Origin of the sequence: Streptomyces sp. NPDC051740, assembly GCF_044453165.1 — a bacterium.
Taxonomy (GTDB): Bacteria; Actinomycetota; Actinomycetes; order Streptomycetales; family Streptomycetaceae; genus Streptomyces; species Streptomyces atrovirens.
The window spans coordinates 13,622-37,129 of record NZ_JBITCL010000025.1; the positions used below are offsets into that span (position 1 = coordinate 13,622).

25 protein-coding genes are annotated in these 23,508 nt (G+C 75.3%); 13 read left to right on the forward strand and 12 right to left on the reverse strand.

The genetic code is table 11. The features are described from left to right. Nucleotide 1 precedes the first annotated feature (1 nt). Nucleotides 2–961, reverse strand: a complete 960-nt coding sequence (locus ACIA6T_RS30340) for an STM4015 family protein (protein ID WP_399449701.1) — start codon at nucleotides 959–961, stop codon at nucleotides 2–4. A 221-nt stretch (nucleotides 962–1,182) separates the two neighbouring features. Between ACIA6T_RS30340 and ACIA6T_RS30345 the strand changes: the two genes are divergently transcribed. From ACIA6T_RS30345 to ACIA6T_RS30380, 8 genes are all read left to right on the forward strand, one after another. Next, entirely contained in the window at nucleotides 1,183–1,509 is a 327-nt protein-coding gene (locus ACIA6T_RS30345; RefSeq protein WP_399449702.1) for a hypothetical protein, read from the forward strand. A 58-nt stretch (nucleotides 1,510–1,567) separates the two neighbouring features. Then, a complete protein-coding gene (locus ACIA6T_RS30350) occupies nucleotides 1,568–2,608 on the forward strand; it encodes a DUF6745 domain-containing protein (RefSeq protein WP_399449703.1) in 1,041 nt (346 codons plus the stop codon). An 89-nt stretch (nucleotides 2,609–2,697) separates the two neighbouring features. Then, entirely contained in the window at nucleotides 2,698–2,847 is a 150-nt protein-coding gene (locus tag ACIA6T_RS30355; RefSeq protein WP_398371841.1) for a hypothetical protein, read from the forward strand. 75 nt (nucleotides 2,848–2,922) lie between these two features. Beyond that, nucleotides 2,923–3,339: an ATP-binding protein gene (locus tag ACIA6T_RS30360; RefSeq protein WP_399449704.1), complete on the forward strand. Its 417-nt coding sequence runs from the start codon at nucleotides 2,923–2,925 to the stop codon at nucleotides 3,337–3,339. A 68-nt stretch (nucleotides 3,340–3,407) separates the two neighbouring features. Beyond that, nucleotides 3,408–4,088 carry an adenosylcobinamide amidohydrolase gene (locus ACIA6T_RS30365; protein WP_399449705.1) on the forward strand — a complete coding sequence of 227 codons (681 nt, stop codon included), beginning with the start codon at nucleotides 3,408–3,410 and terminating at the stop codon, nucleotides 4,086–4,088. 193 nt (nucleotides 4,089–4,281) lie between these two features. Further along, the gene (locus ACIA6T_RS30370) at nucleotides 4,282–5,952 is read left to right on the forward strand and encodes a PP2C family protein-serine/threonine phosphatase (RefSeq protein ID WP_399449706.1); all 1,671 of its coding nucleotides are present in this window, start codon (nucleotides 4,282–4,284) and stop codon (nucleotides 5,950–5,952) included. Next, nucleotides 5,949–7,031 (forward strand): B12-binding domain-containing protein, encoded by a 1,083-nt coding sequence (locus ACIA6T_RS30375; protein ID WP_399449707.1) that lies wholly within the window; start codon nucleotides 5,949–5,951, stop codon nucleotides 7,029–7,031. Before ACIA6T_RS30370 ends, ACIA6T_RS30375 begins: the two co-directional genes overlap by 4 nt. After that, complete coding sequence (locus tag ACIA6T_RS30380) at nucleotides 7,028–7,393, forward strand: STAS domain-containing protein (RefSeq protein WP_399449708.1); 366 nt, start codon at nucleotides 7,028–7,030, stop codon at nucleotides 7,391–7,393. Before ACIA6T_RS30375 ends, ACIA6T_RS30380 begins: the two co-directional genes overlap by 4 nt. 20 nt (nucleotides 7,394–7,413) lie before the next feature. On the opposite strand, the gene ACIA6T_RS30385 is transcribed toward ACIA6T_RS30380, so the two are convergent. Genes ACIA6T_RS30385 through ACIA6T_RS30395 form a run of 3 tightly spaced genes read right to left on the reverse strand, consistent with a single transcriptional unit; the run spans nucleotide 7,414 to nucleotide 10,981 of the window. Then, entirely contained in the window at nucleotides 7,414–8,976 is a 1,563-nt protein-coding gene (locus ACIA6T_RS30385) for an FAD-dependent oxidoreductase (protein WP_399449709.1), read from the reverse strand. Further along, on the reverse strand, nucleotides 8,973–9,704 hold the full coding sequence (locus ACIA6T_RS30390) for a class I SAM-dependent methyltransferase (RefSeq protein ID WP_399449710.1): 732 nt from the start codon (nucleotides 9,702–9,704) through the stop codon (nucleotides 8,973–8,975). Before ACIA6T_RS30390 ends, ACIA6T_RS30385 begins: the two co-directional genes overlap by 4 nt. 41 nt (nucleotides 9,705–9,745) lie before the next feature. Beyond that, nucleotides 9,746–10,981 carry a lycopene cyclase family protein gene (locus tag ACIA6T_RS30395; protein ID WP_399449711.1) on the reverse strand — a complete coding sequence of 412 codons (1,236 nt, stop codon included), beginning with the start codon at nucleotides 10,979–10,981 and terminating at the stop codon, nucleotides 9,746–9,748. 196 nt (nucleotides 10,982–11,177) lie between these two features. Here ACIA6T_RS30395 and ACIA6T_RS30400 point away from each other — a divergent pair, with 196 nt between their 5' ends. The 4 genes from ACIA6T_RS30400 to ACIA6T_RS30415 are packed head-to-tail and all read left to right on the forward strand — an operon-like array spanning nucleotide 11,178 to nucleotide 16,025. Then, nucleotides 11,178–12,476: a polyprenyl synthetase family protein gene (locus ACIA6T_RS30400; protein ID WP_399449712.1), complete on the forward strand. Its 1,299-nt coding sequence runs from the start codon at nucleotides 11,178–11,180 to the stop codon at nucleotides 12,474–12,476. Beyond that, nucleotides 12,473–14,002 (forward strand): phytoene desaturase family protein, encoded by a 1,530-nt coding sequence (crtI, locus tag ACIA6T_RS30405; protein WP_399449713.1) that lies wholly within the window; start codon nucleotides 12,473–12,475, stop codon nucleotides 14,000–14,002. The genes ACIA6T_RS30400 and crtI overlap by 4 nt, the downstream gene beginning before the upstream one ends. Further along, nucleotides 13,999–15,000, forward strand: coding sequence for a phytoene/squalene synthase family protein (locus ACIA6T_RS30410; RefSeq protein ID WP_399449714.1), 1,002 nt, complete (start codon nucleotides 13,999–14,001; stop codon nucleotides 14,998–15,000). Before crtI ends, ACIA6T_RS30410 begins: the two co-directional genes overlap by 4 nt. Next, nucleotides 14,997–16,025, forward strand: coding sequence for a DUF5914 domain-containing protein (locus ACIA6T_RS30415; protein ID WP_399449715.1), 1,029 nt, complete (start codon nucleotides 14,997–14,999; stop codon nucleotides 16,023–16,025). The genes ACIA6T_RS30410 and ACIA6T_RS30415 overlap by 4 nt, the downstream gene beginning before the upstream one ends. Before the next feature lie 45 nt (nucleotides 16,026–16,070). On the opposite strand, the gene ACIA6T_RS30420 is transcribed toward ACIA6T_RS30415, so the two are convergent. The 7 genes from ACIA6T_RS30420 to ACIA6T_RS30450 form a co-directional block, all read right to left on the reverse strand. Next, complete coding sequence (locus ACIA6T_RS30420; protein ID WP_399449716.1) at nucleotides 16,071–16,952, reverse strand: SDR family oxidoreductase; 882 nt, start codon at nucleotides 16,950–16,952, stop codon at nucleotides 16,071–16,073. Continuing rightward, the gene (locus tag ACIA6T_RS30425; protein ID WP_399449717.1) at nucleotides 16,949–17,422 is read right to left on the reverse strand and encodes a hypothetical protein; all 474 of its coding nucleotides are present in this window, start codon (nucleotides 17,420–17,422) and stop codon (nucleotides 16,949–16,951) included. Before ACIA6T_RS30425 ends, ACIA6T_RS30420 begins: the two co-directional genes overlap by 4 nt. A 45-nt stretch (nucleotides 17,423–17,467) precedes the next feature. After that, entirely contained in the window at nucleotides 17,468–19,114 is a 1,647-nt protein-coding gene (locus ACIA6T_RS30430) for a phytoene desaturase family protein (protein ID WP_399449718.1), read from the reverse strand. Next, the gene (locus ACIA6T_RS30435; RefSeq protein ID WP_399449719.1) at nucleotides 19,107–19,613 is read right to left on the reverse strand and encodes an SRPBCC family protein; all 507 of its coding nucleotides are present in this window, start codon (nucleotides 19,611–19,613) and stop codon (nucleotides 19,107–19,109) included. The genes ACIA6T_RS30430 and ACIA6T_RS30435 overlap by 8 nt, the downstream gene beginning before the upstream one ends. 253 nt (nucleotides 19,614–19,866) lie before the next feature. Then, nucleotides 19,867–20,742 (reverse strand): oxygenase MpaB family protein, encoded by an 876-nt coding sequence (locus ACIA6T_RS30440; protein WP_399449720.1) that lies wholly within the window; start codon nucleotides 20,740–20,742, stop codon nucleotides 19,867–19,869. Nucleotides 20,743–20,813: 71 nt separating this feature from the next. Continuing rightward, complete coding sequence (locus ACIA6T_RS30445) at nucleotides 20,814–21,080, reverse strand: hypothetical protein (protein WP_399449721.1); 267 nt, start codon at nucleotides 21,078–21,080, stop codon at nucleotides 20,814–20,816. Between the two features lie 35 nt (nucleotides 21,081–21,115). Beyond that, on the reverse strand, nucleotides 21,116–21,913 hold the full coding sequence (locus tag ACIA6T_RS30450) for a restriction endonuclease (RefSeq protein ID WP_399449722.1): 798 nt from the start codon (nucleotides 21,911–21,913) through the stop codon (nucleotides 21,116–21,118). 167 nt (nucleotides 21,914–22,080) lie between these two features. On the opposite strand from ACIA6T_RS30450, the gene ACIA6T_RS30455 reads away from it, so the two are divergent. Continuing rightward, the gene (locus ACIA6T_RS30455; RefSeq protein ID WP_399449723.1) at nucleotides 22,081–22,773 is read left to right on the forward strand and encodes a GAF and ANTAR domain-containing protein; all 693 of its coding nucleotides are present in this window, start codon (nucleotides 22,081–22,083) and stop codon (nucleotides 22,771–22,773) included. 18 nt (nucleotides 22,774–22,791) lie between these two features. On the opposite strand, the gene ACIA6T_RS30460 is transcribed toward ACIA6T_RS30455, so the two are convergent. Then, complete coding sequence (locus tag ACIA6T_RS30460) at nucleotides 22,792–23,373, reverse strand: hypothetical protein (RefSeq protein WP_399449724.1); 582 nt, start codon at nucleotides 23,371–23,373, stop codon at nucleotides 22,792–22,794. Nucleotides 23,374–23,508: the final 135 nt, after the last annotated feature.

Below are 23,508 nucleotides of genomic sequence, written 5' to 3' on the forward strand. Positions count from 1 at the left end.
TTCACTCCCCCACGCTGACGTAGCGGTGGACGGTGCCGTCGTCGTCCTCGTCCTGGTCCGCGTCGTCCGGGTCGAGGTCCACCTCGACGCCCGCGGCTTCCAGCGTCTCGCGGACGCGCTGCCGCAGGGGCTCGCTCAGGTAGTTGTGGTGCAGGTCCAGCTTCTTGAGATGGGTCAGGGGCTGACCGCCGAGGAGGGCGGTGGCGCCGTCGTCACCGAGGGTGCCCATGGACAGGTCGAGCACCTCCAGCCGGGCGACGACCGGCGCGGACGCCACGGCGGCGGCGATCTCGTCCTGGATCTCGCTGTTGCGCAGGGCCAGGTACCGCAGCCGGGGCAGCCGGACGCCGGAGAGGATCGGCTCCAGGTCGGCGGCCTCGCTGTCGGCGCCGTACCAGGAGGTGCCGAGCCACAGGTCGAGGTGTTCCAGCGCGGGCAGTTCGCTGGCCGCGACACCGCGGACCACGCCCACCGGGAGGCCGCCGGTCTCCACGACCAGCTTGCGCAGGCCGTCGTGGCGCAGGGCGGGGAACTCCAGCCCCTGGCCGCCGCGCACACCGAACTCCTCCAGCGCCGGGAAGGCCGACAGCAGCGGTGTCACGTCGCTCTGGGTGATCCAGGAGATCTCCGCCTCCTCGAACTGCATGTCCCCGAGGAACAGCGACCGCAGGCCGGGCAGCCGGTCGCGCGCGGCCACCAGCGCCTCGACGACGTCACCGGAACTCTTTTCGCACGCGTCCTCCCAGGCACCGACGACCAGGGCGCGGACCCGGGTGGTGTCGACCGCGGAGCAGAAGCGGGCGAACGCCTCGGTCCACCGCTCGTAGACGTTGTAGGTGTCGCCGGTGACCCGCCAGGCCACGGCATCGGGTCCGGGCAGCTCACGCGGTGTCTCGCCGGGCCCGGGGAAGGTGAAGGCGGGAAGGCCGTACAGCTCCTCGAGGTGGCCACCGATGGTCATACGGGCTGCTCCTGTCGTGCGACGCGGGAAGGAAGGCGGTGCGTGGGCGAGGCCGTCACGGGGCACGGGGTGCGGGCCCTCCGGCGGTGCGTGCAGCAGTTCTACCAACAGGGACTGACAACGCCCGGCGGCGGGGCTGGTGACGGTCCGTTGTCAGTGCCGGCTCGTACTGTCCGCACATGGACTCCGGAGCACCGTGCGCCGGAGCGGAGGGGAGAGCCATGTACCGGCAGGGAGACGTGCTGATCGTGCCCGTCGCGGACGAGGCGGTGCCGTCCCACGTCCCGGACGCGCCCAAGGAGCCGCGCGACGCCAGGGGCCGGCTGGTGCTGGCCCTGGGGGAGGTCACCGGACACGCGCACGCGGTGCTCGGGAAGGGCGAACTCATCCGTGAACCGGGCCCGTTCGGGCCGTTCCTGCTGCACCTGCCCGAGGGCGGCCGGGTCGTCCACGAGGAGCACGCGGCGATCGCGCTGCCGAAGGGCTGGTTCCGGGTGGTCCGGCAGCGGGAGTACGTCCCCGGCTCGGTGCGGCTGGTGGCGGACTGACGGACGCCGGCGACCGTACGGAACACCACACCACGGCAGGGAACAGGGGACGTTGACGATGACGATCGCGCAGGAGAGCGTGACGGAGGACTTCGCGGAGGGGACGGCTCGCTGGCGCGCGTGGGCCGCGGCCACCGGGCCCGCCGACCGGGCGGCGGCCGAGGAGGGCATCCGGCTGGCCTACCGCGACGCCGGGCTGGCCGAGCCGGAGCGCGTGGTCTGGGCCGGGTCGCCGCGCGAGGGCGTGACACTGGTCCGGGAGGGGACGGACTTCGGGGCGAGCGTGCGCGAGGCGGTGCGCACCGCGCCGTGGGCGGCCGAGCGCGGCCGGCTGTACGAGGAGCTGGGCGCGGCGGGCTGGTCCCGGCGCTGGTCCCGGACCGGCGGCGCCCTGTGGGACACCACGCAGGCGCTGGTCGACCGAATCCGCGCCGGCGTGCTCGACGACCTCGCCCCCGACGACGCGGCCGTCCGCACCGGGATACGTCTGGTCCTGCTGGACGCCCTGCTCGGGCAGCACGACGCGCCGTGGCTGGCGGCCCTGCGCACCGAGGGGTCCACGCTCGCCGGGCCGGCCCTGGTGTGCCGCAGCGCCGGCTGGTGGTGGCCGTTCGAGAAGGTGGCGGTCGTGTGCGAGCGTCCCGTCGCCCTGCACCGGGACGAGGCCGGCCGGCTCGACCACGGCGACGGGCCCGCCCTGGAGTTCCCCGACGGTTTCGCCCTGTGCGCCTGGCGCGGCATGCCGGTGACGCGCGCCTTCCTGGAGGAACTGCGCACGCTCACCCCGGAGCGGATCCGGCAGGAGGAGAACGCCGAGCTGCGGCGGGTGATGCTCGAGTACTACGGCTACGACCGCTATCTCGCCGACTCGGGGGCGCGGCCCCTGCACCGGGACGGCACGGGCACGCTCTGGCGCGTCGAACTGGCCGACGACGAGCCGGTCGTCATGGTCGAGGTCCTCAACTCCACACCCGAACCGGACGGCACCCACCGCACGTACTGGCTCCGTGTGCCGCCGACGACCCGGACGGCCCGGGAGGGGGTGGCGTGGACGTTCGGTCTGGGAGCGGAGGTGTACGAGCCACTGAAGGAGACATGAGCCCGTCCGGCCGCCCGAGGGCTGACTCCGCCCGCAGGGGGTAGGCGGAGAACGGCAAGGACGAACCGGACCCGCGGAAGGGAGCACCCATGCCGAGCATGGTGGAGCGCATCAAACAGTTCGCCAGGAGCCCTCAGGGGCGGCGTACGACCGAGCAGGTGCGGCGGGCGGCGGCCGACCCCCGGCGCCGGGCCCAGGCACAGCGTCTGCTGGGCCGGCTCCGCGGCGGCCACCGCTGAGCCGTTCCTCTTCCGCTTCCGCGCGGTCCGGTACGTACTCGTCCGGGCCGCGTGGCGACGACCGGGAAGGATCTCATGGACGAGTCGTCGGTCCGGACGGTGGGCTGGGCGCGCTCACTGCCGATGGACCACGGGGTGAAGGCGGCCCGCGACTGGGCACGCGACCACCTCGTCGCACTGGGCTGGGACACGGCCGCCCCCGAGACGGCGGACGCCGTGCTGCTGACCGTCTCGGAACTGGTCACCAACGCGCACGTCCACGCCCGCAGCAGCGCGCAACTGGTCATGTCGTGGGACGGCTCCTGTCTGCACATCTCGGTGCACGACAGGTCCGCGGCCCTGCCTACGCCCCGGGGACCGAGCACCGACCGTGTCGGCGGACGCGGCATGCTGCTGGTCGACGCCCTGGCCGACACCTGGGAGGCCCGCCCCTGCCCCCACGGCAAGACCGTCACGGCCTGCTTCCGGCTGCCGGAGGTCACGCGGCGCTGACCCGCCCCGTGCGCGGCGGGCGGCAGGCCCTAGGATCGGTCGGTCCGCCCAGCAAGGAGCCCCGCACGGTGACCGCCGTTCTCCCCCAGCCCCGTCTCACCCCCGCCCTGCCGTCCCCCCGGTGCCTGACCCGTGTCGAGAACGGCGAACGGCTGCACGCGCTGCTGTGGACCGCGGGACCCGGCCGACGGATGATCAGCAGCGCGGTGCTGGGCGGGGGCATCGGCGAGCGGACCTGGGTCCTCAACGCCCAGGTCTCCCACGGCTACCGGCGCACCGACCCGGACCGGCACCTGGCGGATCTCGCCGCCGCCGCGGGTGCGCGGGGCCCGGGGGTGGGGCTGATGACCGCGGCGGACGTCTCGGCGTACGCGTACGCGGAGGACGCCGGCGCGGAGGCCTGCGTCACGGCGGGCGTCGACGTGCGCGGCTGGGCCGCACGGCCCGGGGAGGGCGCGGACGGGCTCCAGGGTCCGGGCACGATCAACATCGTCGTCGCCCTGCCGGTGCCGCTGAGCGACGCCGCCCTGGTCAACGCGGTGGGCACGGCGACGGAGGCGAAGGTGCAGGCCCTCCTGGAGGCGGGCCTCGACTGTTCGGGCACGCCCACCGACGCGGTGTGCGTCGCCGCCCGCACACCGGGCCCGGACGAGGAGGAGCACGCCTTCGCCGGGCCCCGTTCCCTGTGGGGGGCGCGGCTGGCGCGCGCCGTGCACCGCGCCGTGCGCGAGGCCGTGACGGCGGTCTGAGCGCTGCCACCGCCCGGGAGCGCGCAGGCAACGGCACGGGCGAAGAGCGGGAGTGAGGGCCCCGCTTCGGGGTACGCAGCCGCCCGGCGGGCGCGTCGTCGCCCGGACAGGTTGATTTCGCGGACACGGATGGGAGACCGTGGCAACCGAATCCGGTTTCCCCGGCAGAGAGGTGGTGGGGTGCGCACGACGCGTGCCTGCGCTTGTGATTCCTTCCCCCGGCTCATCCGCCCGCCCGCGTGACACGGACGTCCGTACCGGTCCGACGTGGCAGGACGCCCCCTACCCGGTCGTGGTCCTCGACGCGAACGGCACGCTCGTGGACCTGAACCCGCCCGCCCGGCTGGTGCTGGCGGACCACCGCGGCGGGGCCGCCCCACGGGACGTGGTGCCGGCCTGGCTGGCGGACGCGCACCGGAGCCTCACCGAGGGGACGGACGTCACACCGGCGGCCCCGCCGGCCGCCGGGGAGATCGGTGACCGGTTCTTCGAGGCGCATCCCGGCCCGCTCCTGGACGAGGGCGTCGTGTGGTGGCTGGTGGACGGCACCGGCCGCCGCCGGGCGGAAACGTCCCTGCGCAGTGCCCGGGAGCAGGCGAAGATCCACGCCATGGTCTCCAGCACCCTGCTGGCGTCGTTGAACGTGCCGCGCTGCGCGGAGGTCGCGGCGCGGCTGGCGGCCGAGCACCTCGCCGACGCCGCGCTGCTCGTCCTGCCGCCCGTCGGCCGCCGCCACGGTGTCACCCACGCCCTGCGCGGCGGGCCAGCGGAGCACACCTCGCGCCAGTTCGACGCCCGTGACGTCCCGGGCCTGGCCGAGGCCCTCCAGGGTTTCCCGCCGGTGCCCGCGCGCTGGATCGACCCCGCCGCCCTCCCCGAGTGGGTCGTCCCGGAGGGCTTCGGCGGGCCCGTCGGCTCCGTCATCGTCACACCGCTTCCCGGACACGGGGTGTCCGCCGGCGCGCTGATCCTGCTCCGCGCCGGCACGGAGCGGGCCTTCACCCCGGAGGAGGAGGCGTTCGCCCGGCTCTTCGCCGTACGCGCGGGCACCGCGCTGTCGGCCGCGCGCCTGTACAGCGAGCAGAGCGCGATCACCACCACGCTCATGCGGGAACTGCTGCCGCCGGTCCTGGAGAACCTGCACGGGGTGGACTACGCGGGGCGCTACCGCGCCGCCAGCGACCACGAGCGGATCGGCGGTGACTTCTACGACGTGCACCCCGGGACCGACGCCTCGCGGGAGACGTTCGTCGTGCTGGGCGACGTGGCCGGCAAGGGACTGGACGCGGCGGTCCTGACCGGGAAGATCCGCAACACGCTGCACGCGCTGCTGCCCCTGGCCTCCGACCACCAGCAGGTCCTCACCCTGCTCAACGGAGCCCTGCTCACCTCGCACCACACCCGCTTCGCCACCATGGTGCTGGCCTCCGTCAGGCGCGAGGGCCGCCGGGTGCGGCTGAGGCTGACCAGCGCCGGGCACATGCCCCCGCTCATCGTCCGCGCCGACGGCCGCGTCGAGGAGGCGGCCACCCACGGCACCCTCGTCGGCGCGCTTCCCTCCGTCACGGTGCACACGGCCGAGGAGGTGCTCGCACCCGGGGAGACGTGCCTGCTCTACACCGACGGCATCACCGAGGCCCGCGGTGGACCGCTGGGGGACGAACTGTTCGGGGAGCGCCGTCTGCGGCAGGCACTGGTGGAATGCGCCGGCATGCCGGGGGAAGCGGTCGTGGAACGGGTGCAGATGCTGGCCGCCCAGTGGCTGGGCGGCGGCGGCCACGACGACATGGCCGCCCTCGCCATCAGCGCACCGCGCACGGCGCCGCCCACGGGCGCCGGCGAAGACCCGGGGAGGGACACGTGAGCACGAACCGCCCGTCGACCGCCGTTCTGCGCGACGAGCTCTGGCGGGCGGTGCTCGGGGGCACCGAGTACGACGCCGTCGACGTGGTGCGCGCCGGGCTCGACGCCGGATGGCAGGAGGAGGCCCTGCTGCTCGACGTCGTCGCGGCGGTGCAGGAGAGGATCGGTGCCGAATGGGCCGCCGACCGCATCACCGTCGCCCAGGAGCACGCCGCCACGGCCATCAACGAGCGGGTGATCGCCGCCCTCGTCCACCGTCCGGCGGCGGGCAGGCCCGTCCCCCCGTACCGCGGGCGGGTGACGGTCACCTGCGTCGACGGCGAGTGGCACGCCTTCCCCGCCCGGCTCGTCGCCGAGGTCCTGCGGCTGCGGGGCTGGCAGGTGGACTACCTGGGCGCCCAGACACCCACGCCCCACCTCGTCGCCCACCAGCACCACACCGACTCCGACGCCGTCCTGCTCTCCGGGTCGATCCCCACCCACCTGCCGGCCGCGCACGCGGCCATCACCGCCTGCCAGGCCGTCGGGGTGCCCGTGCTCGCCGGGGGAAGGGCCTTCGGGGCGGACGGCCGGTTCGCGCGGGCCCTGGGCGCCGACGGATGGGCCCCGGACGCCCGCGGCGCGGCCGCCGCGCTGGAGGCCGGCCTGCCCCGCCCCACGGCGGTCCGGCAGGCGGTCGACGACCTGCCGCACCTGGCGGACCAGGAGTACACGATGGTGGTCCGGTCCCGCAGTCAGCTGGTCAAACAGGTGCTGACGGACCTGGAGAGCCGGTTCCCGGCCATGCGCGGGTACGGCGAAGCGCAACGGGAGCGGACCGCGGAGGACCTGGTCCACATCCTCGACTTCCTGGCCACCGCCCTGTACATGGACGACGCGGGGGTGTTCACCGAGTTCCTGGGGTGGACCTCCGAGGTGCTCGCGGCACGGAGTGTTCCGGTGCACTCCCTGGTCACCGGGCTGGACATCCTCGCGGAGCAGTTGCACGACTTCCCCCGCGGCCTGCGCTTCGTCCGCGAGGGCGCGGCCGGTCTCCGCGGCCGGCCCGCCGGACCGGTCGTCCGCGGCACCCCCGTATGAGCGGGCCGCACCGCACCGGCGTCCGTCCCTCGGCGGACCCGCGGACCGCGACGCTGACCGTGCGCGTCGGGGGTGAACTCGACGACGCCTGCGGTGCGGAGCTGATCGCCGTCGTGGTGGCGCACCTGACCGGGCCGGCCCCGCCGTGTGCCGTACGGCTGGACTTCCGCGACCTGGCGGGCGTCGATCGGCTGGGCCTGGCCGCGCTGCTCATGGTCCGCCGTCACAGCAGCGCCGCCCACGCCGTCCTGCACCTGGACAACCGGCCGCCCTTCCTCGAACGCCTCCTTCACCGGACCGACGTCCTCGGCCACCTCACCGCGGCGGGGGCGGAGGCCGAGCGGTCCGGGCCCGGCGGCTGACCCCGGCCGCCGGTTCTCCGTCAGCCCGCCGGCCGCCCCAGCCGGGCCAGGGAGCGCAGCAGGGCGCCGCGTCCCCGGTCGGGCACCGTCCACAGGGTCTGTCCGCGCACGCCCCAGCGTTCCAGCAGGGCGTTGGCGGCGAGGAACCCGGTCGTCGCCGCGCGTTCCATCAGCGCGACGGGCAGGCCGGTGCGGACCAGGTCGCCGGCCATCGTCACGCCGGGCTCCGGGGTGCGTACCGTCGGCCGGTCGGCGTAACCGCCCACGGGGAACAGGGGGCAGTCGGCCCGCCACTCGTGCCGGGCGTCGACGATCGTGGCCGCCCGTGTCTCCGGGTAGACGCGGTGCAGTTGTCCGATCAGCCGCTTCCGCTCGACGTCCCGGGACGCGTCCGGGGGCAGCGCGTACGCGTGGAGTTCGACCACGGAGCCCCCGGTGCGGGAGGCCCAGCGGGCCGCTTCGTCCTCGTAGCGGTCCAGCACGCTGATGTTGTCGAGGCCGGCGTATCCGCTCGTGCCCAGGAACGCGGGCCGGTCGGGTGCGACGGGCCGGTCCAGCCACAGGCGGGTGACGAGGAACGGCGGGGCGTTGCGCAGGCGTGCGATCCGTTCCCGCCACGGGCCGTCGCCCAGCCGGCCGGAGCGGGCGACCAGAGCGCGCAGTCCCGCGGCGTCGAGGGCGAGGACGACGGTGTCGTGACGGCTCTCCTCCCCGGTGGTGGCGACCTCGTAGCAGCCGTCCCCGGTGGGGGTGATGTGTTCGACGGCCGTGGCGGTGCGGATCCGGGCGCCGTGCCGGCGCAGGTAGCCGGCCAGGGGGTCCCACAGGGCTGCGGGGAAGGGCGCGTCGGGCACGTCGAACAGCAGCCCTTCGGCGGAACCGAGGAAGTAGATGTGGAACATCAGGACCATCTCGGCGGCCGACAGCCGCCGGGGGTCGGCGAAGAAGCTGCGGGAGAACACCTCGAAGGCCAGATGGCGGGCGCTGCGCGGGAAGCGCACGGCGTCGAGGAAGTCGTGGGCGCTGACGCCGTCCAGGTGTTCGTACACCTCGGGCACGCGCACGTCGAGCAGCGGGAGGGCCGCGAGCGGTCTCATGCGGCACAGGTCGCGCACGCGGAAGGACGGGCTGAGGGCGACGAAGCCGAGCGCGCTCCACGGCGGGGTGCGCGGGACGTGGCGGAAGCCGTCCCGCAGTCCGTCGCCGTGCCGCAGCGGGTAGTCCGGCAGACCGGTGAGCCGTTCCAGGCCGGGGTCGGTACGGCGCAGCAGACCGCGCAGGTTGTAGTACTGGCGGAAGAAGGCGTGGAAGCCCCGGCTCATGGTCGCCGGGGTGCCGTCCGCCAGGCCGGTCGGCCAGCCGCCGACCCGTCCGCCCAGGAAGGGTTCGCGTTCGTAGAGCGTCACGGCCACGCCGCGCTCGGCCAGCGCGGTCGCCGCGGCCAGGCCGGCGATGCCGCCGCCGACGACGGCGGTGGTCGGGCGGACGCCCTCGATCCGGCGCCTCCCGGGCGGGGCCGCGAGGACCCGGGCGCGGCGGTCCCGGCCGTGCCGGGTGGCGTCCGGGCGGCGGAAGGGGGTCATCCCTCGCCCTCGCTCTCCGTGCGGGGCCGTCGGCCGACGAAGGTGTGGGCGATGCCCGTCTGCCATCCCGGCAGGGGCAGGGCGCGCACCGCTCCGAAGCCGGCCGCGCGCAGCCGGCCGGCGAAACGGCCGGCGGTGTCGAACTCCACGACGCTGCGCCACAGGTGGCGGTAGAGCTCGGCGTCCCCGAGCACGGTGGCCGCCGGCTGGACGATGCCGCGGCACACCAGGGTCCACACCACGCGGTCCGCGCGGCGTCCGCCGAGCGTGTACTCGTGCACGCCCAGTCTCCCGCCGGGGGCCAGCAGTCCGCGCACGGTGGTGAGCACACCGTCCGGGTCGGCGACGTTGCGCAGGAGGTAGGCCGCGAACACCGCGTCGAAGGGGCCCTCCACCCCGGCCTCCGCCAGCCCTTCCGCCGGTGCCCGTACGAAGGTCACCCCGTCCGGCCAGCTCTTGGCGGCGGCCCGTTCGAGCATGCCGGCGGAGGCGTCCACGGCCACGATCCGCGCGCCCGGCAGCACCGTGGAGAGCGCGGCGGTCGACGCGCCGGTGCCGCAGCCGAGGTCCAGGACGCGCAGTCCATCGCCCCGCCGCGGCAGCCCCAGGCGGCATGCCGAGCGGCGGAGGTGGGCGTGGTAGCCGGGGTTGGCGGCCACCAGGGCGTCGTAGCCACGGGCGGCGTGGTCGAAGGCGGCGGCGAGATTCCCGTCGCGCAGCAGGGTCATGCGGTCTCCCGGTACAGAAGGGGCGGGGCGGACGGCCCGGATCAGGGGCCGTCGAACGGTCGGCGGGGCAGGGCGGGCAGTTCCAGTGCCGAGCGGAGCATGGGGCCGATGGGGGCGTGCAGGCCGACGGCGAGGTCCTCGTGGAGCCGGGTGCGGCCGTCCAGGAAGCGCAGCAGGCGCCGCATGGGCACGCGGGTGAAGAGGCGGGAGAACAGCGCGGGTCCGTCGGCCCGGCCGCTGTCCAGGGCGCGCAGCAGGACGGCGTCCATGGCCCGGGAGCGGGCCGAATGGGCGGGGGGCGGCACCGGAACGCGGCCCTGGCGGAGGGCGGCGGCGACCGCCCTCGTCTGCCGTTGGATCCCGGCGAAGGTGTAGCCGGTCGAGGGGCGGGTGGCGCCGCCCGCGGCACCGATGCGGAAGACGGAGGCACCGACCCGGCGGGGGATCGGGGCGTCGGTCATCGGGATGACGCCCGTCTCGGTGGACAGCACCCGCAGTTCCCCCAGCCGGAGCACGTCCTCGGTGTACTGCCGTACCGCCGACTCGTAGCCGTCGGCGGTGAGGGGGCGCCGGGAGAACTCGGTGTACTCCACCAGTGCCTCGCGGCGGCCGACGGGCAGGACGTAGCCGAAGGACAGTCCGCCGGCGGGCTGGGGGGTGCGGAAGTCCATCAGGTCGGCGGTCCGCGGGTCGAAGACCGGGCGGGCGGTGCGGACGAACCAGCCGTGGAAGTGCTGCAGCAGGGTGGTGCGGGCGGCCGGCAGGCTGCCCGGGGGACGTGAGTCGAACACCCAGCGGACCCGCAGGGAGCGGGCGCGGGCGTCGGTGTCCCGCAGCCGGACCAGGGCTCCCCCGGGCACGTCCTCCACGGTCTCGACGGCCGCCTCCAGCCGGCGGACGACCGGGCTGGAGGCCAGATCGTGGCCGACCAGGTGCTCGAAGTCGTCGGACCGGATCATCTTGTAGCGCAGCGGCGCGATGTCCCCCTCGGCCGGCCGGCCGGAAGGGGGACGCACCCGCAGGTGCCGCCAGGTCGCCGTGACGGCGGCGTCGAAACGGCCCGCGCCCGCTTCCCAGAAGCACCAGGTGCGGCGCGGGGAACGCAGCGGGCCGGGCGGGGCGTCCACCAGGACGACCGACAGTGCCCGGGTCCCCGGCACGGTCCGCGACAGGCGGTGGGCCAGGGACAGTCCGGCGGCTCCCGCCCCGACGACCGCCACGTCGGCGTCCAGCACGACAGCACGCTCCTCCCGCTCCTCGGCACCCGTGTCCAGCATTCCTGCCTGTGTGCCCGATCAGATGCGGGTCACTCGAAGGTGTGACCAACCGCTGCCGGTGAGACAGGGCGCACAGGGGGAAGGCATGCGGCGGCAGTTCATCGGCCCGTTCCGTTCGTACCGCATCCGCACGCGGTGCGCGGGCGGAAAGGCATCAGGCACGCGACGATCGGTGTTCAGGACGAGAGGAACCGGGATGGGCCGTAGACAGGCGCAGGATCACGACCCGGCGGGGCCGCGGCTCGTCGGGGGCCCGGTGCCGGTGTCGGCACCCGGCCCGTCCGGCGACGCGCCGTACGGCACGGAGCACACCCCGGCACCGCCGGGGACCGAGGACGCGTCCGCCGTGGACCGGGACGTGTCCGGCGCGGTCGGCCGTGTGCTCGACCATGTGCTGGCCGACCGGGTGGCCCGCGCGCGTGACGTGGACCCGCTGTTCGGCGGTGATGTGGCCGGACGGGTCGCGGACTTCACCCGTACGGGCGGCAAGCGCACCCGTTCGCGTTTCCTGTGGTGGGCGCTGCGCGCCTGTGGTGGCGAGGGCGCCGCCACGGTCGAGGCGGCCCTGCGGATCGGTGCGGCGCTCGAACTCCTGCAGACCTGTGCGCTGGTCCACGACGACGTGATGGACGGCTCCGCGCTGCGCCGTGCGCGGCCCACGCTCCATGTCGACGTCGCCGCCCAGTACGCGGACGCGGCACCGGCGGGGCGGGCCGGGCGCCTCGGCGACGGGACCGCGATCCTCGCCGGCGATCTGGCGCTCGTATGGGCCGACGACCTCCTGGCCGAGACACCGCTCGAAGGGGACGGCGGGCGGGCGGTGCGCCGGCTCTGGAGCGACATGCGTACGGAGATGGTGGCCGGCCAGTACCTGGACCTGCACGGCCAGGCGACGGGATCGCGGTCGCTGCCGCGCGCGCTGCGCACCGCCCGTGTCAAGAGCGCCCTGTACTCGGTCGAACGGCCGATCGCCCTCGGTGCCGCGCTCGCGGGTGCGGACGAGGGCACCGCGGCGGCCCTGTGCGCGGCCGGGCGCTGTGTGGGCACGGCGTTCCAGCTCCGCGACGATCTCGACGACGTCTTCGGTGATCCGCGGCGCACCGGCAAGCCGACGGGCGGGGACATCGGTGAGGGGAAGCCGACCTGCCTGGTGGCCGTCGCCCACGCGCGGGCCGAGGCGGCCGGCGACCGCCGGGCCCTGGACGTGCTGGACCGCTCGCTCGGCCACGGAGCACTCACCGAGGAGGGTCTGGAGGAGGTGCGGGAGGTGCTGACGGGCACCGGGGCACGGAGCACGGTCGAGGCGATGATCGGCCGGCTGGTGGCCCGGGGACTGCGGCACGTCGACGGCGCCCTCCTCGATCCGCACGGCGGGGAGCGGCTGCGGCTGCTGCTGGCCTCCGCGGCGGGTGAGGGTCCGCCGCGGGACGCGCACCCCTGCGGCACCCGGCCGGGACCCGCGCGGGCGGCCGGCGGCGGGGAGGCCGGCCGGTGATCCGCACCGTGACGGGACGTACGGACCATGTCGTCGTGGTGGGGGCCGGGCTGGCCGGGCTGTCGGCGGCACTGCACCTGCTGGGCGCGGGCCGGCGGGTCACCGTCGTCGAGCGGGACGCGCTGCCCGGGGGCCGGGCCGGGCGGATGGTGCTCGACGGGTACCGGATCGACACCGGGCCCACCGTGCTGACCATGCCCGATCTGGCCGACGAGCCGTTCGCCGCCGTCGGCGACAGTCTGCGCAGGCGTGTGGAGCTGGTTCCGCTGCACCCGGCGTACCGGGCCCGCTTCGCCGACGGCAGCAGCCTCGACGTGCACACCGGGGCCGAGGCGATGGCGGCGGAGGTCGAGCGGTTCGCCGGTGCTCGTGAGGCCGCGGGCTATCTGCGGCTGCGCGGCTGGCTGGAGCGGCTGCACCGGGTCCAGACGCACCGCTTCATCGACACCAACTTCGACTCGCCGCTCGGCCTGCTGGGCGCCGACCTCGTACGGCTGGCGGCGCTCGGCGGGTTCGGGCGGCTGGACGCGCGGATCGGACGGTTCCTGCGGGACGAGCGGCTGCGCCGGGTCTTCTCCTTCCAGGCCCTGTACGCGGGCGTCCCGCCGGAACGGGCGCTGGCCGCGTACGCGGTCATCGCCTACATGGACACCGTCGCCGGCGTGTACTTCCCGCGCGGCGGGATGCACGCGCTGCCGCGCGCCATGGCGGACGCCGCCGCCGACGCGGGCGCCGACCTGCGGTTCGGCCACCGGGTGACCCGGCTGGAACGCTCCGGCGGACGGATCACGGCCGTCGTCACCGACCAGGGCCGCATCCCCTGCGACGCGGTCGTCCTCACCCCCGACCTGCCCGCCGCCTACGGGCTCCTCGGCCGCGCGCCACGGCGTCCCGTACGGCTGCGGCACTCCCCCTCCGCGGTCGTGCTGCACCTCGGCACCGACCGGACCTGGCCGGAGCTGGCCCATCACACCCTCTCCTTCGGCGCCGCCTGGCGCGGCACCTTCGACGAGCTCACCCGTACCGGCCGGCTGATGAGCGACCCGTCGCTGCTCATCACCCGGCCCACCGCCACCGACCCGTCCCTCGCCCCGCCGGGACGCCATCTGCACTACGTCCTCGCCCCGTGTCCCAACACCGACATCGGGCCGGGCCCCGCCGCCTGGACGGACCTGGCGCCGGGTTACCGGGACGCGCTGCTGCGGGAGCTGGAGCGGCGGGGGCTGGCCGGGCTCGGGGCCGCCGTCGAGGCGGAGTGCGTGGTGACACCCGCCGACTGGCACGCGCAGGGGCACGCGGCCGGTACGCCGTTCGCCACGGCCCACACCTTCGCCCAGACGGGCCCGTTCCGGCCCCGCAACCTGGTCCGCGGCACCGAGAACGCCGTGCTGGCCGGCTGCGGCACCACCCCCGGTGTCGGCGTGCCGACCGTGCTGCTGTCCGGGAAGCTGGCCGCGGCACGGATCACCGGCGGCCCGCGACCGCCGCGTCGCCCTCTCACCCCCACGCAGGAGGCCTCCGTATGACCGACCGTGAACTCGACGCGGCCGGCGTCACCGATCCGGCGCTGCGCGAGGCCTACCGCCACTGCCGCGCGCTCAACGCCCGGCACGGCAGGACGTACTTCCTCGCCACCCGGCTGCTGCCGGTGGAGCGGCGTCCCGCCGTGCACGCCCTGTACGGCTTCGCCCGCTGGGCCGACGACATCGTCGACTCGCTCGGCACGGGGGCGGGCCCCGGGCGCCGGGACGCCGAACTCGCCGCGCTCCAGAGGGAACTGGACAAGGGGCTGCGGGACGGGAACAGCACCGAACCGGTGGTGCGGGCGGTCGCCGACACGGCGCGCCGGTACGGCGTCGACCACGGGCACTTCACCGACTTCATGGCCGCCATGCGCTCCGACCTGGTGGTCACCGACTACGCCGACTACGCGGCCCTGCGCCGGTACACGCACGGCTCGGCGGCGGTCATCGGGCTGCAGATGCTGCCCGTGCTCGGCACGGTCGCCCCGCGCGAGGCGGCCGCGCCGCACGCCGCGGCCCTCGGGGTCGCCTTCCAGCTGACCAACTTCCTGCGGGACGTGGGCGAGGACCTCGACCGGGGGCGGGTGTACCTGCCCGCGGACCTGCTCGCCGCGCACGGCGTCCACCGGGCGCTGCTGCGGTGGTGCCGGGACACCGGCCGCCGCGACCGGCGCGTCACCGCCGCGCTGAAGGAGTTCGAGGCGCTGACGCGGGGCGTGTACCGGGAGGCGGCACCGGGGCTCGCGATGCTGGAACCGGTGTCCCGGCCGTGCATCCGCGCGGCGTTCGTGCTGTACGGCGGGATCCTGGAGGCGGTGGCGCGGGACGGCTGGTCGGTGCTGCACCGGCGGGCGGTGGTGCCGCGCCGGCGCCGTGCCGTGGTGGCCGCCGACGGGCTCGCCCGGGTGGCCGCCGCCCGGTTGCGGGCCCGCGGCGGCGCCCGGCGCCCGGACGTCCGTCCGCTCGCCCCGTGCCCGCCGGTTCCCGGGGAGGTCGCATGAGCACCGGACCAGGGAGGGAGCGCCGGTGGCTGCCGCTGTCCCTGCGGCGGCGCCCGGTGCCGTGGGAGCGGCAGCGTCCCACCTGGCGCGAGGCCCGGCCCGCCGTCATCGCCGGGGCGCTGAAGCGGGCGCAGGCGCGTCCGTCCGGCAACTGGTACGTCGTCGGCGCCTCCCGCGACGTGGGCGGTGACCGTCCGCTGGCACGGACCGTGGCGGGGCAGGAGGTGGTGCTGTGGCGGGACGCGGACGGCCGTCCGGTCGCCGGGCCCGGGATCTGCCCGCATCTGGGCGCGCCGCTGCGGGACAGCCCGGTGCGCTGCGGCACGCTGGTGTGCCACTGGCACGGACTCGCCCTGGACGGGGGGTCGTTCGCGGGCTGGGAGCCGTTCCCGGCGTACGACGACGGCGTCCTGCTGTGGGTCCGGCTGGACGCGGTGGGCGGTGAGGCGCCGCTGGAGGCGCCGGTGGTGCCTCGGCGGCCGGACCCGGCGCGCGCCCTGACGGCGGTGTACACCGGCGTGGGCGTCTGTGAGCCCGAGGACGTGGTGGCCAACCGCCTGGACCCCTGGCACGGGGCCTGGTTCCACCCCTACTCGTTCGTCGACCTCACCGTGGCCGGCGCACCGGACGGCCCGGACGGGGACGCGGAGGGCCCCACCGGGGACGGCTTCACCGTGGACGTGTCCTTCAAGGTGGCGGGACGGCTGGTGGTCCCGGTGCGGGCGGTGTTCACCGCGCCCGAGCCGCGCACGGTCGTCATGCACATCACCGAGGGTGAGGGGGTGGGGTCCGTGGTGGAGACGCACGCCACTCCCCTGGGGCCCGACAGTGACGGGCGGCCCCGCACGGCGGTCGTCGAGGCGGTGGTGGCGGCGTCCGGCCGCCCGGGATTCGCCCTGGCGCGCGGTGCGGCGCCGCTGCTGCGTCCGCTCGTACGGGCCGCCGCCGGGCGGCTGTGGCGCGACGACCTGGCCTACGCGGAGCGGCGCTGGTCGTTGCGTTCCACGGGGCGCTTTCCGGGCTGACCGGCCGGCTCGGCAGGTCCGGCCGGCTCGGCAGGTCCGGCCGGGTCACGGGTATGTCCGCTCCGCGGTCCGGTCGGCCTCGCCGCCCGCGCCGAGGAGCCCGGTGTGCCGCAGGGGGTCCTCGGCCTCCAGCCGGGCCAGTTCATGACGGGCCACCCGCAGCACCACGGGGGGCAGCGCGGCACGCGCCACCTGGGCCAGGCGCAGCCAACGGGGTATGTAGACGGCCGTGCTGCGGTGTTCCACCGCCGCTCCGAGCCGGCCGGCCACCTGGTCCGCCGGGTACAGGCGCCGGGCCGGCGGCGGCATGTGGCCACGCAGCTCCCGCAGTACGGGATGGCGGTCCGCGTCGCGGATCATGTCGGTGTCGGTCCAGTTCAGGTAGCCGATGCCGACGGCGACACCGTGGTGCGCCACCTCGGCCCGCAGGGAGTGGGCGAAGGCCTCCACGCCCGCCTTGGAGGCGCAGTAGGCGCTCATCATCGGGGCGGCGCCGATCGAGGCCAGCGAGGCGACCTGGAGGTGGTAGCCCTTCGTCGCCAGCAGGTCCGGCAGGAAGGCGCGGGCGGTGGCCGCGCTGCCGGTGAGGTTGACGTCGATCACGCGGCGCCACAGGGCCGGGTCCGAGGTGACGAACGGGCCTCCCTCCGCGACACCGGCGTTGGCCACGACGGCGGAGGGGGTGCCGAGGTGTGTCCTGACCTGTTCGGCGGCCCGCTCCAGCGCGGCCTCGTCGGTGACGTCGAGCTCCTCCACCCACGCCCGCGTGGGCAGGCTCTCCGCCACCGCTTCCAGCCCGGCCCGCTCGTGGCCGAGCAGCGCGATCCGGGCACCGCGCCGGGCCAGGTCCCGGGCCAGGGCCGCGCCGATCCCGCGTGCGGCGCCCGTGACCACGACGGTACGGTCACGCAGCGGGCCGCCGTTCACCGGTCGTCCCCTTCGCCGGGCGGCGGGCCGGTGTCGGGGCGGGCGGTGTGGTCGGGGTGGCCGGCGGTCCGGCGGGCCTCCTTCATCTCGGCCTCGTAGAGGTGGTCCCGGCCCTCGGCCAGCTCCTCGACGGCGGCCTGTTCGATCTCCCTGAACGGGCGGTGGTACGTGGCGTCGTAGGCCTCGACGATCTGGAACGTCCAGTGCCCGGGGATCACGTTGCGGCCCAGCACCTGGGTGCGCACCGTCTCCGCCCAGTCCGGGTGCCCGGCCTTGTGCAGCAGTTCGACCGCCCGGTCGAGTTCGAGGTCGGCGGTGCCGGTGAGCTGGTGGAAGCTGTAGAGGTGGCCCCGGGCCCGCTCGGTCGTCTCCAGCGCCTTCGACAGCGAGCCGAGCGCCTCCACCGTCTCGTCGCTCACGCCTTCGGGGCGCCGGTGAGCGAGGTCGGGGCCGTCGTCGTGTCGGGTCATCGTCCCTCCTCCGTCGGTCGTGGTCGATGGGGTCGTGCGCACCGGTCACACACCGCCGCTGCCGCCCGCGTCGGGTTGCCGGCGGCCGGTGCGGTCGCGGCGGGCCAGCAGCCGCTGCGCCCCGGCCAGTCCCGGCGCGAAGGGCCGGCGCAGCGCGGCGCGTGCGGCGTTGGCGCCCGGCGCGCCGTGCACGCCGCCGCCCGGGTGGGCGCCGGCGGACGCCAGGTACAGGCCCTTGACGGGCGTCTCGGGGCGCCCGGTGCCGGGGGCCGGGCGGAAGAAGAGCTGCTGGTGCATGGCGGCGGTGCCGCCGTTGATGGCGCCGCCGTGCAGATTCCGGTCGAGGGACTGGAGGGTGGGCGGGGCGAGGACGCGCCGGGCCCTGATCGTGGACCGGAAACCGGGCGCGAAGCGTTCCACCTGGCGCTCCACGCGGTCGGCCATGAGCTCCTGCTCCTTGGTGTCCCAGGCCCCGGTGAGCGAGTCCCCGCCCGCGTCGCCGGTGACGTCGTGGGGCACATGGGTGTAGGCCCACGCGGACTCGGTGCCCCGCGGGGAGCGGGACGGGTCGGAGGTCGTCATCTGGCCGAACAGGCAGAAGGGGCGGTCGGGGACGCTGCCGGTGGCGAGCTGGGCGGCGAAGCGGGTGAGTTCGTCGACGCCGTCCGCGAGGTGGACGGTGCCGGCGCCCGCGGCCTGCTCGCAGCTCCAGGGCACCGGGCCGTCCAGCGCCCAGTCGACCTTGAAGGTGGCGAAGTCCCACTGGAAGCGCCGCAGGTCGTCCAGCATCTGGGCGGGAACGTCCTCGGGGCCGAGGAGTTCGCGGTACAGGGCGGGCACGGCCACGTCCGCGAGGACGGCGCGGCCGGCCGCGAACGTCTCGCCGTCGGCCGTGCGCACCCCCGTCGCCCGGCCGTCGCGTACGAGGATCCGCTCGACGCGCCTGCCGCAGCGCAGCACCCCGCCGCGCGACTCCAGCCGGCGTACCAGGGCCTCGGTGAGGGCTCCGGCGCCGCCGGCCGGCACGGGGAAGCCGTAGGTCTGTCCGAGCATCGACATCAGCCAGCCGAAGCCGCCGCTGCCCGCGGCCTCCGGTGCCAGGTCGGCGTGGAGCGCGTTCCCGGCCAGCAGCAGCCCTCCGCCCTCGCCGCGGAACTCCTCCTCCCCCAGCCGGCGCACCGGCAGGACCAGGGTGCGCGCCATGCGCAGCCCGCCCGTGCCGCGCAGCCGGAAAGCCAGGCGGACCCCGGAGCGGACCGGCGGGAAGGGAGTGAACAAGGCGTCCAGGAGATCCGGCCGAAGACGCTCCCACATGTCGTGCAGGCGGCGCCAGGCAGCCCCGTCCCCCGGCGCGAAGGCCTCCAGCGAGTCGGCGGTGACGTCGACACGACGGTCGAGAACCGCGCACCGGCCGTCGCTCAGGGGATGCGCGACGACGTGCGGGGCCTGGCTCCAGCGCAGCCCGTGATCCTCCAGGCGCAGCCCGGAGACGACCGGGGAGGCGGCGGCGAGCGGGTAGAAGGAGCTGCAGAGATCGTTGACGAAGCCGTGCTCCACGCCCTGGTCGTGGCGTACGGCCCCGCCGGGCTCCGGCTGTTCCTCCAGCACCTCGACGCTCCAGCCGGCGTCGGCGAGCAGGTTGGCCGCGACCAGGCCGTTGGGGCCGGCCCCGATCACCACGGCGTCAGGCACGGGCGCCTCCCTCGTCGGGGGCCGGTGACACCACCTGGCCGAGGGAACGGCGCCGCTCCGCCTCGGCCGCGTCGGTCTCGCAGATCTCCGCCAGTCTGGCGAGCATGGCGCGGTGGCGGATCTGGATCAGGGCCTCCACGGCCACGTTGTGCACCGTGCCGCCCGCACCCCGCAGGGGGTGTTCGTCCACGATGACCAGGCAGTGGTCGCCCCAGGGGCGCAGTTCGATGGCGATGCGGGCGGTGCCGAGGGGGCCGGCCTTGGCCTCGAGTTCCAGCGCCTCGCCGGGCACACAGCGCCGGACGACGGTCTCGTTGGCCAGGCGCAGGGGGCCGAGGCGGATCTCGAAGCCGATCGCCGAGCCGAGTTGTGGCCAGTGTCCGCGCACCGGTTTCGACGAGGAGGTTCCCACGACCCAGTCCGCGTACCGGGTGCCGTCCTCCAGGACGGTCCAGACGGACTGCGGGCTCGTGCTGATCAGACGATGGCGGACCGCCACTTCGACCTCCCGTGTCCGTGAGTGATGCCGGTCAGCACTGGGTGCCCCTTCTGGGCGGGGTCAACCGGCGATGTGGCTGGTGCCTGTGGGGTGCCCCGTGTTGGTGTGGGCCGGGGGTCCGCGCAGCCCGGCGCTTACGGGGTGCCGTCGTGCCCACCCGTGCCGCCCCAGCGGCACGACTGCCCGCGGGAACGAAAGGAGCCCGCGGGAACGGCGGGAGGCGCGGGGACGGCGGGAGGCGCGGGGCTCGTGGTCAGGGGGTTGTGTCCCGGGTGGGGGCCAGGGCCCAGCGGATGGTCGTGGTGAGGGCTGTGCCCAGGGGGCGTACGCAGATGCTCTCGGCCGGGGGGATACGGGGGAGGCGGAGGGCGCGGGAGGCCCAGACGGGGAGCAGGGAGACCGCGTTGGCGGCGAGGGCGGCGTACGGCAGTCTGGCCGGCAGTGGGACGGGCGGGTGGAGCAGCAGGAAGCGGGCGGTGCTGCGGGCCTCGGGGGTGGCGCGCAGCTCGCCGCGGTAGGCGGCCAGCCGCTCGGCGAGTCCGGCGCGGTCGGCCGGCGGGTCGGGCACGCCGAGCGCGGTGGCGATCCGCGCCATGTCGGCGACGTACGCGTCGCAACCCTCCTCGTCCAGGGGACGGGCGCCGTAGCGCTGGTGGGCGCGCAGGAACATGTCGGTCTCGGCGATGTGCACCCAGCACAGCAGGCGGGGGTCGGACGCCCGGTACTCCTCGCCGTCGGCGGTGGTGCCGCGCACCGTCTCGTGGACCGCCCGCACCCGGTCGACGGCCCGCTGGGCGCTGTCGGCGGTGCCGTACGTGGTGACGGCGAGGAAGGTGCTGGTCCGCTGGAGGCGCCCCCAGGGGTCGCCGCGGAACCCGGAGTGCCCGGCGACGGCGGCCATGGCCAGCGGGTGGAGCGACTGCAGCAGCAGGGCCGCCAGTCCGCCGATGAACATCGACGCGTCCCCGTGCACCCTCCTGACCGGCCGGTCGGGGCCGAACCAGCGCGGGCCCGGCGTGCCGTGGATGCGCGCGCGGTTGTCCGGGCCGTCCGGTCCGGCGACCCGCGAGAAGATCGCGTGACCGATCCGGTCGCGCAGCACCGAGCCGCCTTCCGTCAGCAGTCCCATGGCTCGCTCCGCCTCCTCGCGTCCACGACGTCCCGGGTACCCTGCGACGTCCCAGGTACCCTGCCGGGCGGCTAGGGAACGTCACCCCTCCAGTCGTACACCCGGGCACCGGGGCCGCGGGGCGCGTACACCGCGCGACCGCCCGCGCCGTAGCGGCCCATCTCGGTGGGCAGGCCGACGCCGTGTCTCAGTTCCGTCTCGCTGCGGCCGGTGACGTCCAGCAGCAGACCGTCCAGCGGGCCCCCGGCCAGCTCCACGTACGACCTCCCGTCGCGCGGGCCCGGATCGTCGTGGTCCGCCCCGTAGACCCTGCCGCGCATGAACTCCAGTTCGTCCATACCGGCAGGATGGCACCCGGCACTGACACCCGGGCCTACGCCTCGTACGCGCCCGCCGCCCAGGGTTCCGGCGTCCGTCCCCCGCTCCAGGCGAGCAGGGCGTCGCGGTTCACGCACACGATGCCGCACTGCGCGGCGTACTCGACGGCCGGCGCGGTGAAGTCGCTGGTGGTGACGACGAGGGCGACGTCCGCCTCGTGGACGGTGAAGCAGGTGCCGCCGAAGCGCTGGAGGTCCTGCGAGCCCACCTTGTTGTCGTCGCCGTAGCGTTTGCACTGGACGACGAGGCGGCGGCCGTCGGGGGTCAGGGCCGTCACGTCGGCACCCAGGTCCCCCGCTCCCCCGACGACCTCCACCCGCACGCAGCCGTCCCGCACGCACAGGTCGGCTATCGCCGCCTCGAACTCATCGGGGTCCAGGACGTCGTAGTCGTACGTCTCCTCGGGGCCCGGGACGCCGTCGTCGTACGTCTCCTCGGGGCCCGGGACGCCGTCGTCGTACGTGTGGGCCCGTACCGGCGCCGGCGCCGGTGTGTCCAGGGCGTCGAGCGCCGTCGTCGTGGCCTGTTCCAGGGCCTCGCCCGCCCGGCGGGCGATCCTCGCCGCGGACAGCCGCCGCCGTCTGCGTCCGTGGGCCAGCACGGTCGCGACGACCACGCACAGCAGGACGACGACCCACACCGGGCGCCGCTGCACGACGGGGGCCAGCGCGCGCACCGCGAAGCCGACGGCGATCAGGGCCGTGGCGAGCAGGCCGAAGAACACGGCCGTCGCCCGCAGGTCGAAGCGCCGCCCGCGGTGTGTCGGACGCGTACGGCGCTGGGACATGGTCACCGTGGTGGTTCCTCTCTGGCGGCCGGCACGGAGTGCGCCCGGGGTCGCACGGACCCGCGAAGATCACGTACGCCGTCTGCCCCCGATCGGGCCGTTCACCGGCGTGCCGTACGCCGACGCGGGGTAGAGGCGGTGTGTGCTGACTGCGGCAACCAGGGAGGCGGACGGTGGACTGGCGGAACTTCGCGCAGCAGATGGCTTCCATGGCGCGTGATCTCCTGGCCGAGCACACCCTCGACTCGACCCTGAAGCGGATCTCGCGCAAAGCGGTGGAGCTCGTCGACGGCTGCGACGCCTCCGGGATCCTCGTCCTGCGGGGGGACCGGGTGAGTTCGCTGGCGCCGACCTCGCAGCTCGTGGTCGACAGCGACCGTCTCCAGGAGAGCCTGCGCGAAGGGCCCTGTTTCGACGCGGCCCGGCCCGACCGGGCCGAACGCGTCTTCCGCATCCCCGACTTCACCGCGGACCCCGAACGCTGGACGTCCTTCGTGCCGCGCTGCCGGGAGCTCGGGGTGGGCAGCATGATGGGTTTCCTGCTGTACACCCGGGAGGAGGAGCTGGGGGCCCTCAACATGTACTCCTACAAGCCGGGGATGTTCACCGAGGACAGCGAGACGGCCGGCTGGCTGCTGGCCTCCCACGCGGCGGTCGCCTTCTCCACCGCCCGGACCGACGCACAGCTGCAGGACGCCATCGCCACGCGGCATCTGATCGGCGAGGCGATGGGCATCCTGATGGGCCGCCACCATGTGACGGAGGACCAGGCCTTCGACATCCTGCGCACCCAGTCCCAGCGCACCAACACCAAACTGCGCGAGGTGGCGCGCCGGGTCTGCGAGACGGGCACCCTGGACCAGTGACCGCCCGGCGGCAGGCGCTCAGCGGCTGCCGGTCCAGCCGTGGGCGACGTCGATCACGAGACGGCCGTCGAGCCGCAGTACCCGGAACGGCAGCCGTGCCCGCACCCCGAGCCCGATCTGGGTCTCGCCCTCGAAGCTGCCGGCGAACCGCGCGTCCCTGAACGTGCGGTACCCGGCGAGGTCCACGCCCGGCAGGGGGCGTCCGGCGCGCGCGGGATAGGTGGGCTCACCGCTCTCGGGGGTGTACGCGGGCGCGGCCACCCGCACCTCGAGGACGGCGCCGCCGGAGACGGGAATGTGCCGGCCCGATCCGTCCTGGTGGAGGCGGTCGACGTACCGGACCGAGTGACCGAGGCCGTCGCGGGCGGCGCCGGGCAGGTCGACGACCATGCGGTCGTAGCAGGCGTGCCGTCCGGTCCTGATGTCCCGTACCGGCGTGGTCGTGCTGCCGGAGCCGGTCTTGGGCAGGCTGCCCCAGCCGGTCGGGCACGCCGTGGCCCGGGACGCCGTCGGCTGGGCGGCGACGGCCGGGACGGCCGCCGTGGTCAGCGTGGCGCCCACGAGCACGAGAGTCGCACAGATTGTTCTCTTTCGAAGCATTTTCGGCCCCCTGGGCTCGCATCCTTCTGGTATCGGGTGAGACGACCGGGATGTACCAAAGGTTGCGGCTCCGCCGCGCCGGACCGTCCGGCATGGCACATCCTGGTGGGGAGCGAACGGATGTCCCGTGCGTCC

Bases quoted from the DNA above. Each gene is read 5' to 3' on its own strand.
- ACIA6T_RS30340 (WP_399449701.1), bottom strand. From the start codon at position 961: ATGACCATCGGTGGCCACCTCGAGGAGCTGTACGGCCTTCCCGCCTTC.
- ACIA6T_RS30345 (WP_399449702.1), top strand. From the start codon at position 1,183: ATGTACCGGCAGGGAGACGTGCTGATCGTGCCCGTCGCGGACGAGGCG.
- ACIA6T_RS30350 (WP_399449703.1), top strand. From the start codon at position 1,568: ATGACGATCGCGCAGGAGAGCGTGACGGAGGACTTCGCGGAGGGGACG.
- ACIA6T_RS30355 (WP_398371841.1), top strand. From the start codon at position 2,698: ATGCCGAGCATGGTGGAGCGCATCAAACAGTTCGCCAGGAGCCCTCAG.
- ACIA6T_RS30360 (WP_399449704.1), top strand. From the start codon at position 2,923: ATGGACGAGTCGTCGGTCCGGACGGTGGGCTGGGCGCGCTCACTGCCG.
- ACIA6T_RS30380 (WP_399449708.1), top strand. From the start codon at position 7,028: ATGAGCGGGCCGCACCGCACCGGCGTCCGTCCCTCGGCGGACCCGCGG.
- ACIA6T_RS30385 (WP_399449709.1), bottom strand. From the start codon at position 8,976: ATGACCCCCTTCCGCCGCCCGGACGCCACCCGGCACGGCCGGGACCGC.
- ACIA6T_RS30390 (WP_399449710.1), bottom strand. From the start codon at position 9,704: ATGACCCTGCTGCGCGACGGGAATCTCGCCGCCGCCTTCGACCACGCC.
- ACIA6T_RS30395 (WP_399449711.1), bottom strand. From the start codon at position 10,981: ATGCTGGACACGGGTGCCGAGGAGCGGGAGGAGCGTGCTGTCGTGCTG.
- ACIA6T_RS30400 (WP_399449712.1), top strand. From the start codon at position 11,178: ATGGGCCGTAGACAGGCGCAGGATCACGACCCGGCGGGGCCGCGGCTC.
- ACIA6T_RS30410 (WP_399449714.1), top strand. From the start codon at position 13,999: ATGACCGACCGTGAACTCGACGCGGCCGGCGTCACCGATCCGGCGCTG.
- ACIA6T_RS30415 (WP_399449715.1), top strand. From the start codon at position 14,997: ATGAGCACCGGACCAGGGAGGGAGCGCCGGTGGCTGCCGCTGTCCCTG.
- ACIA6T_RS30425 (WP_399449717.1), bottom strand. From the start codon at position 17,422: ATGACCCGACACGACGACGGCCCCGACCTCGCTCACCGGCGCCCCGAA.
- ACIA6T_RS30440 (WP_399449720.1), bottom strand. From the start codon at position 20,742: ATGGGACTGCTGACGGAAGGCGGCTCGGTGCTGCGCGACCGGATCGGT.
- ACIA6T_RS30445 (WP_399449721.1), bottom strand. From the start codon at position 21,080: ATGGACGAACTGGAGTTCATGCGCGGCAGGGTCTACGGGGCGGACCAC.
- ACIA6T_RS30460 (WP_399449724.1), bottom strand. From the start codon at position 23,373: ATGCTTCGAAAGAGAACAATCTGTGCGACTCTCGTGCTCGTGGGCGCC.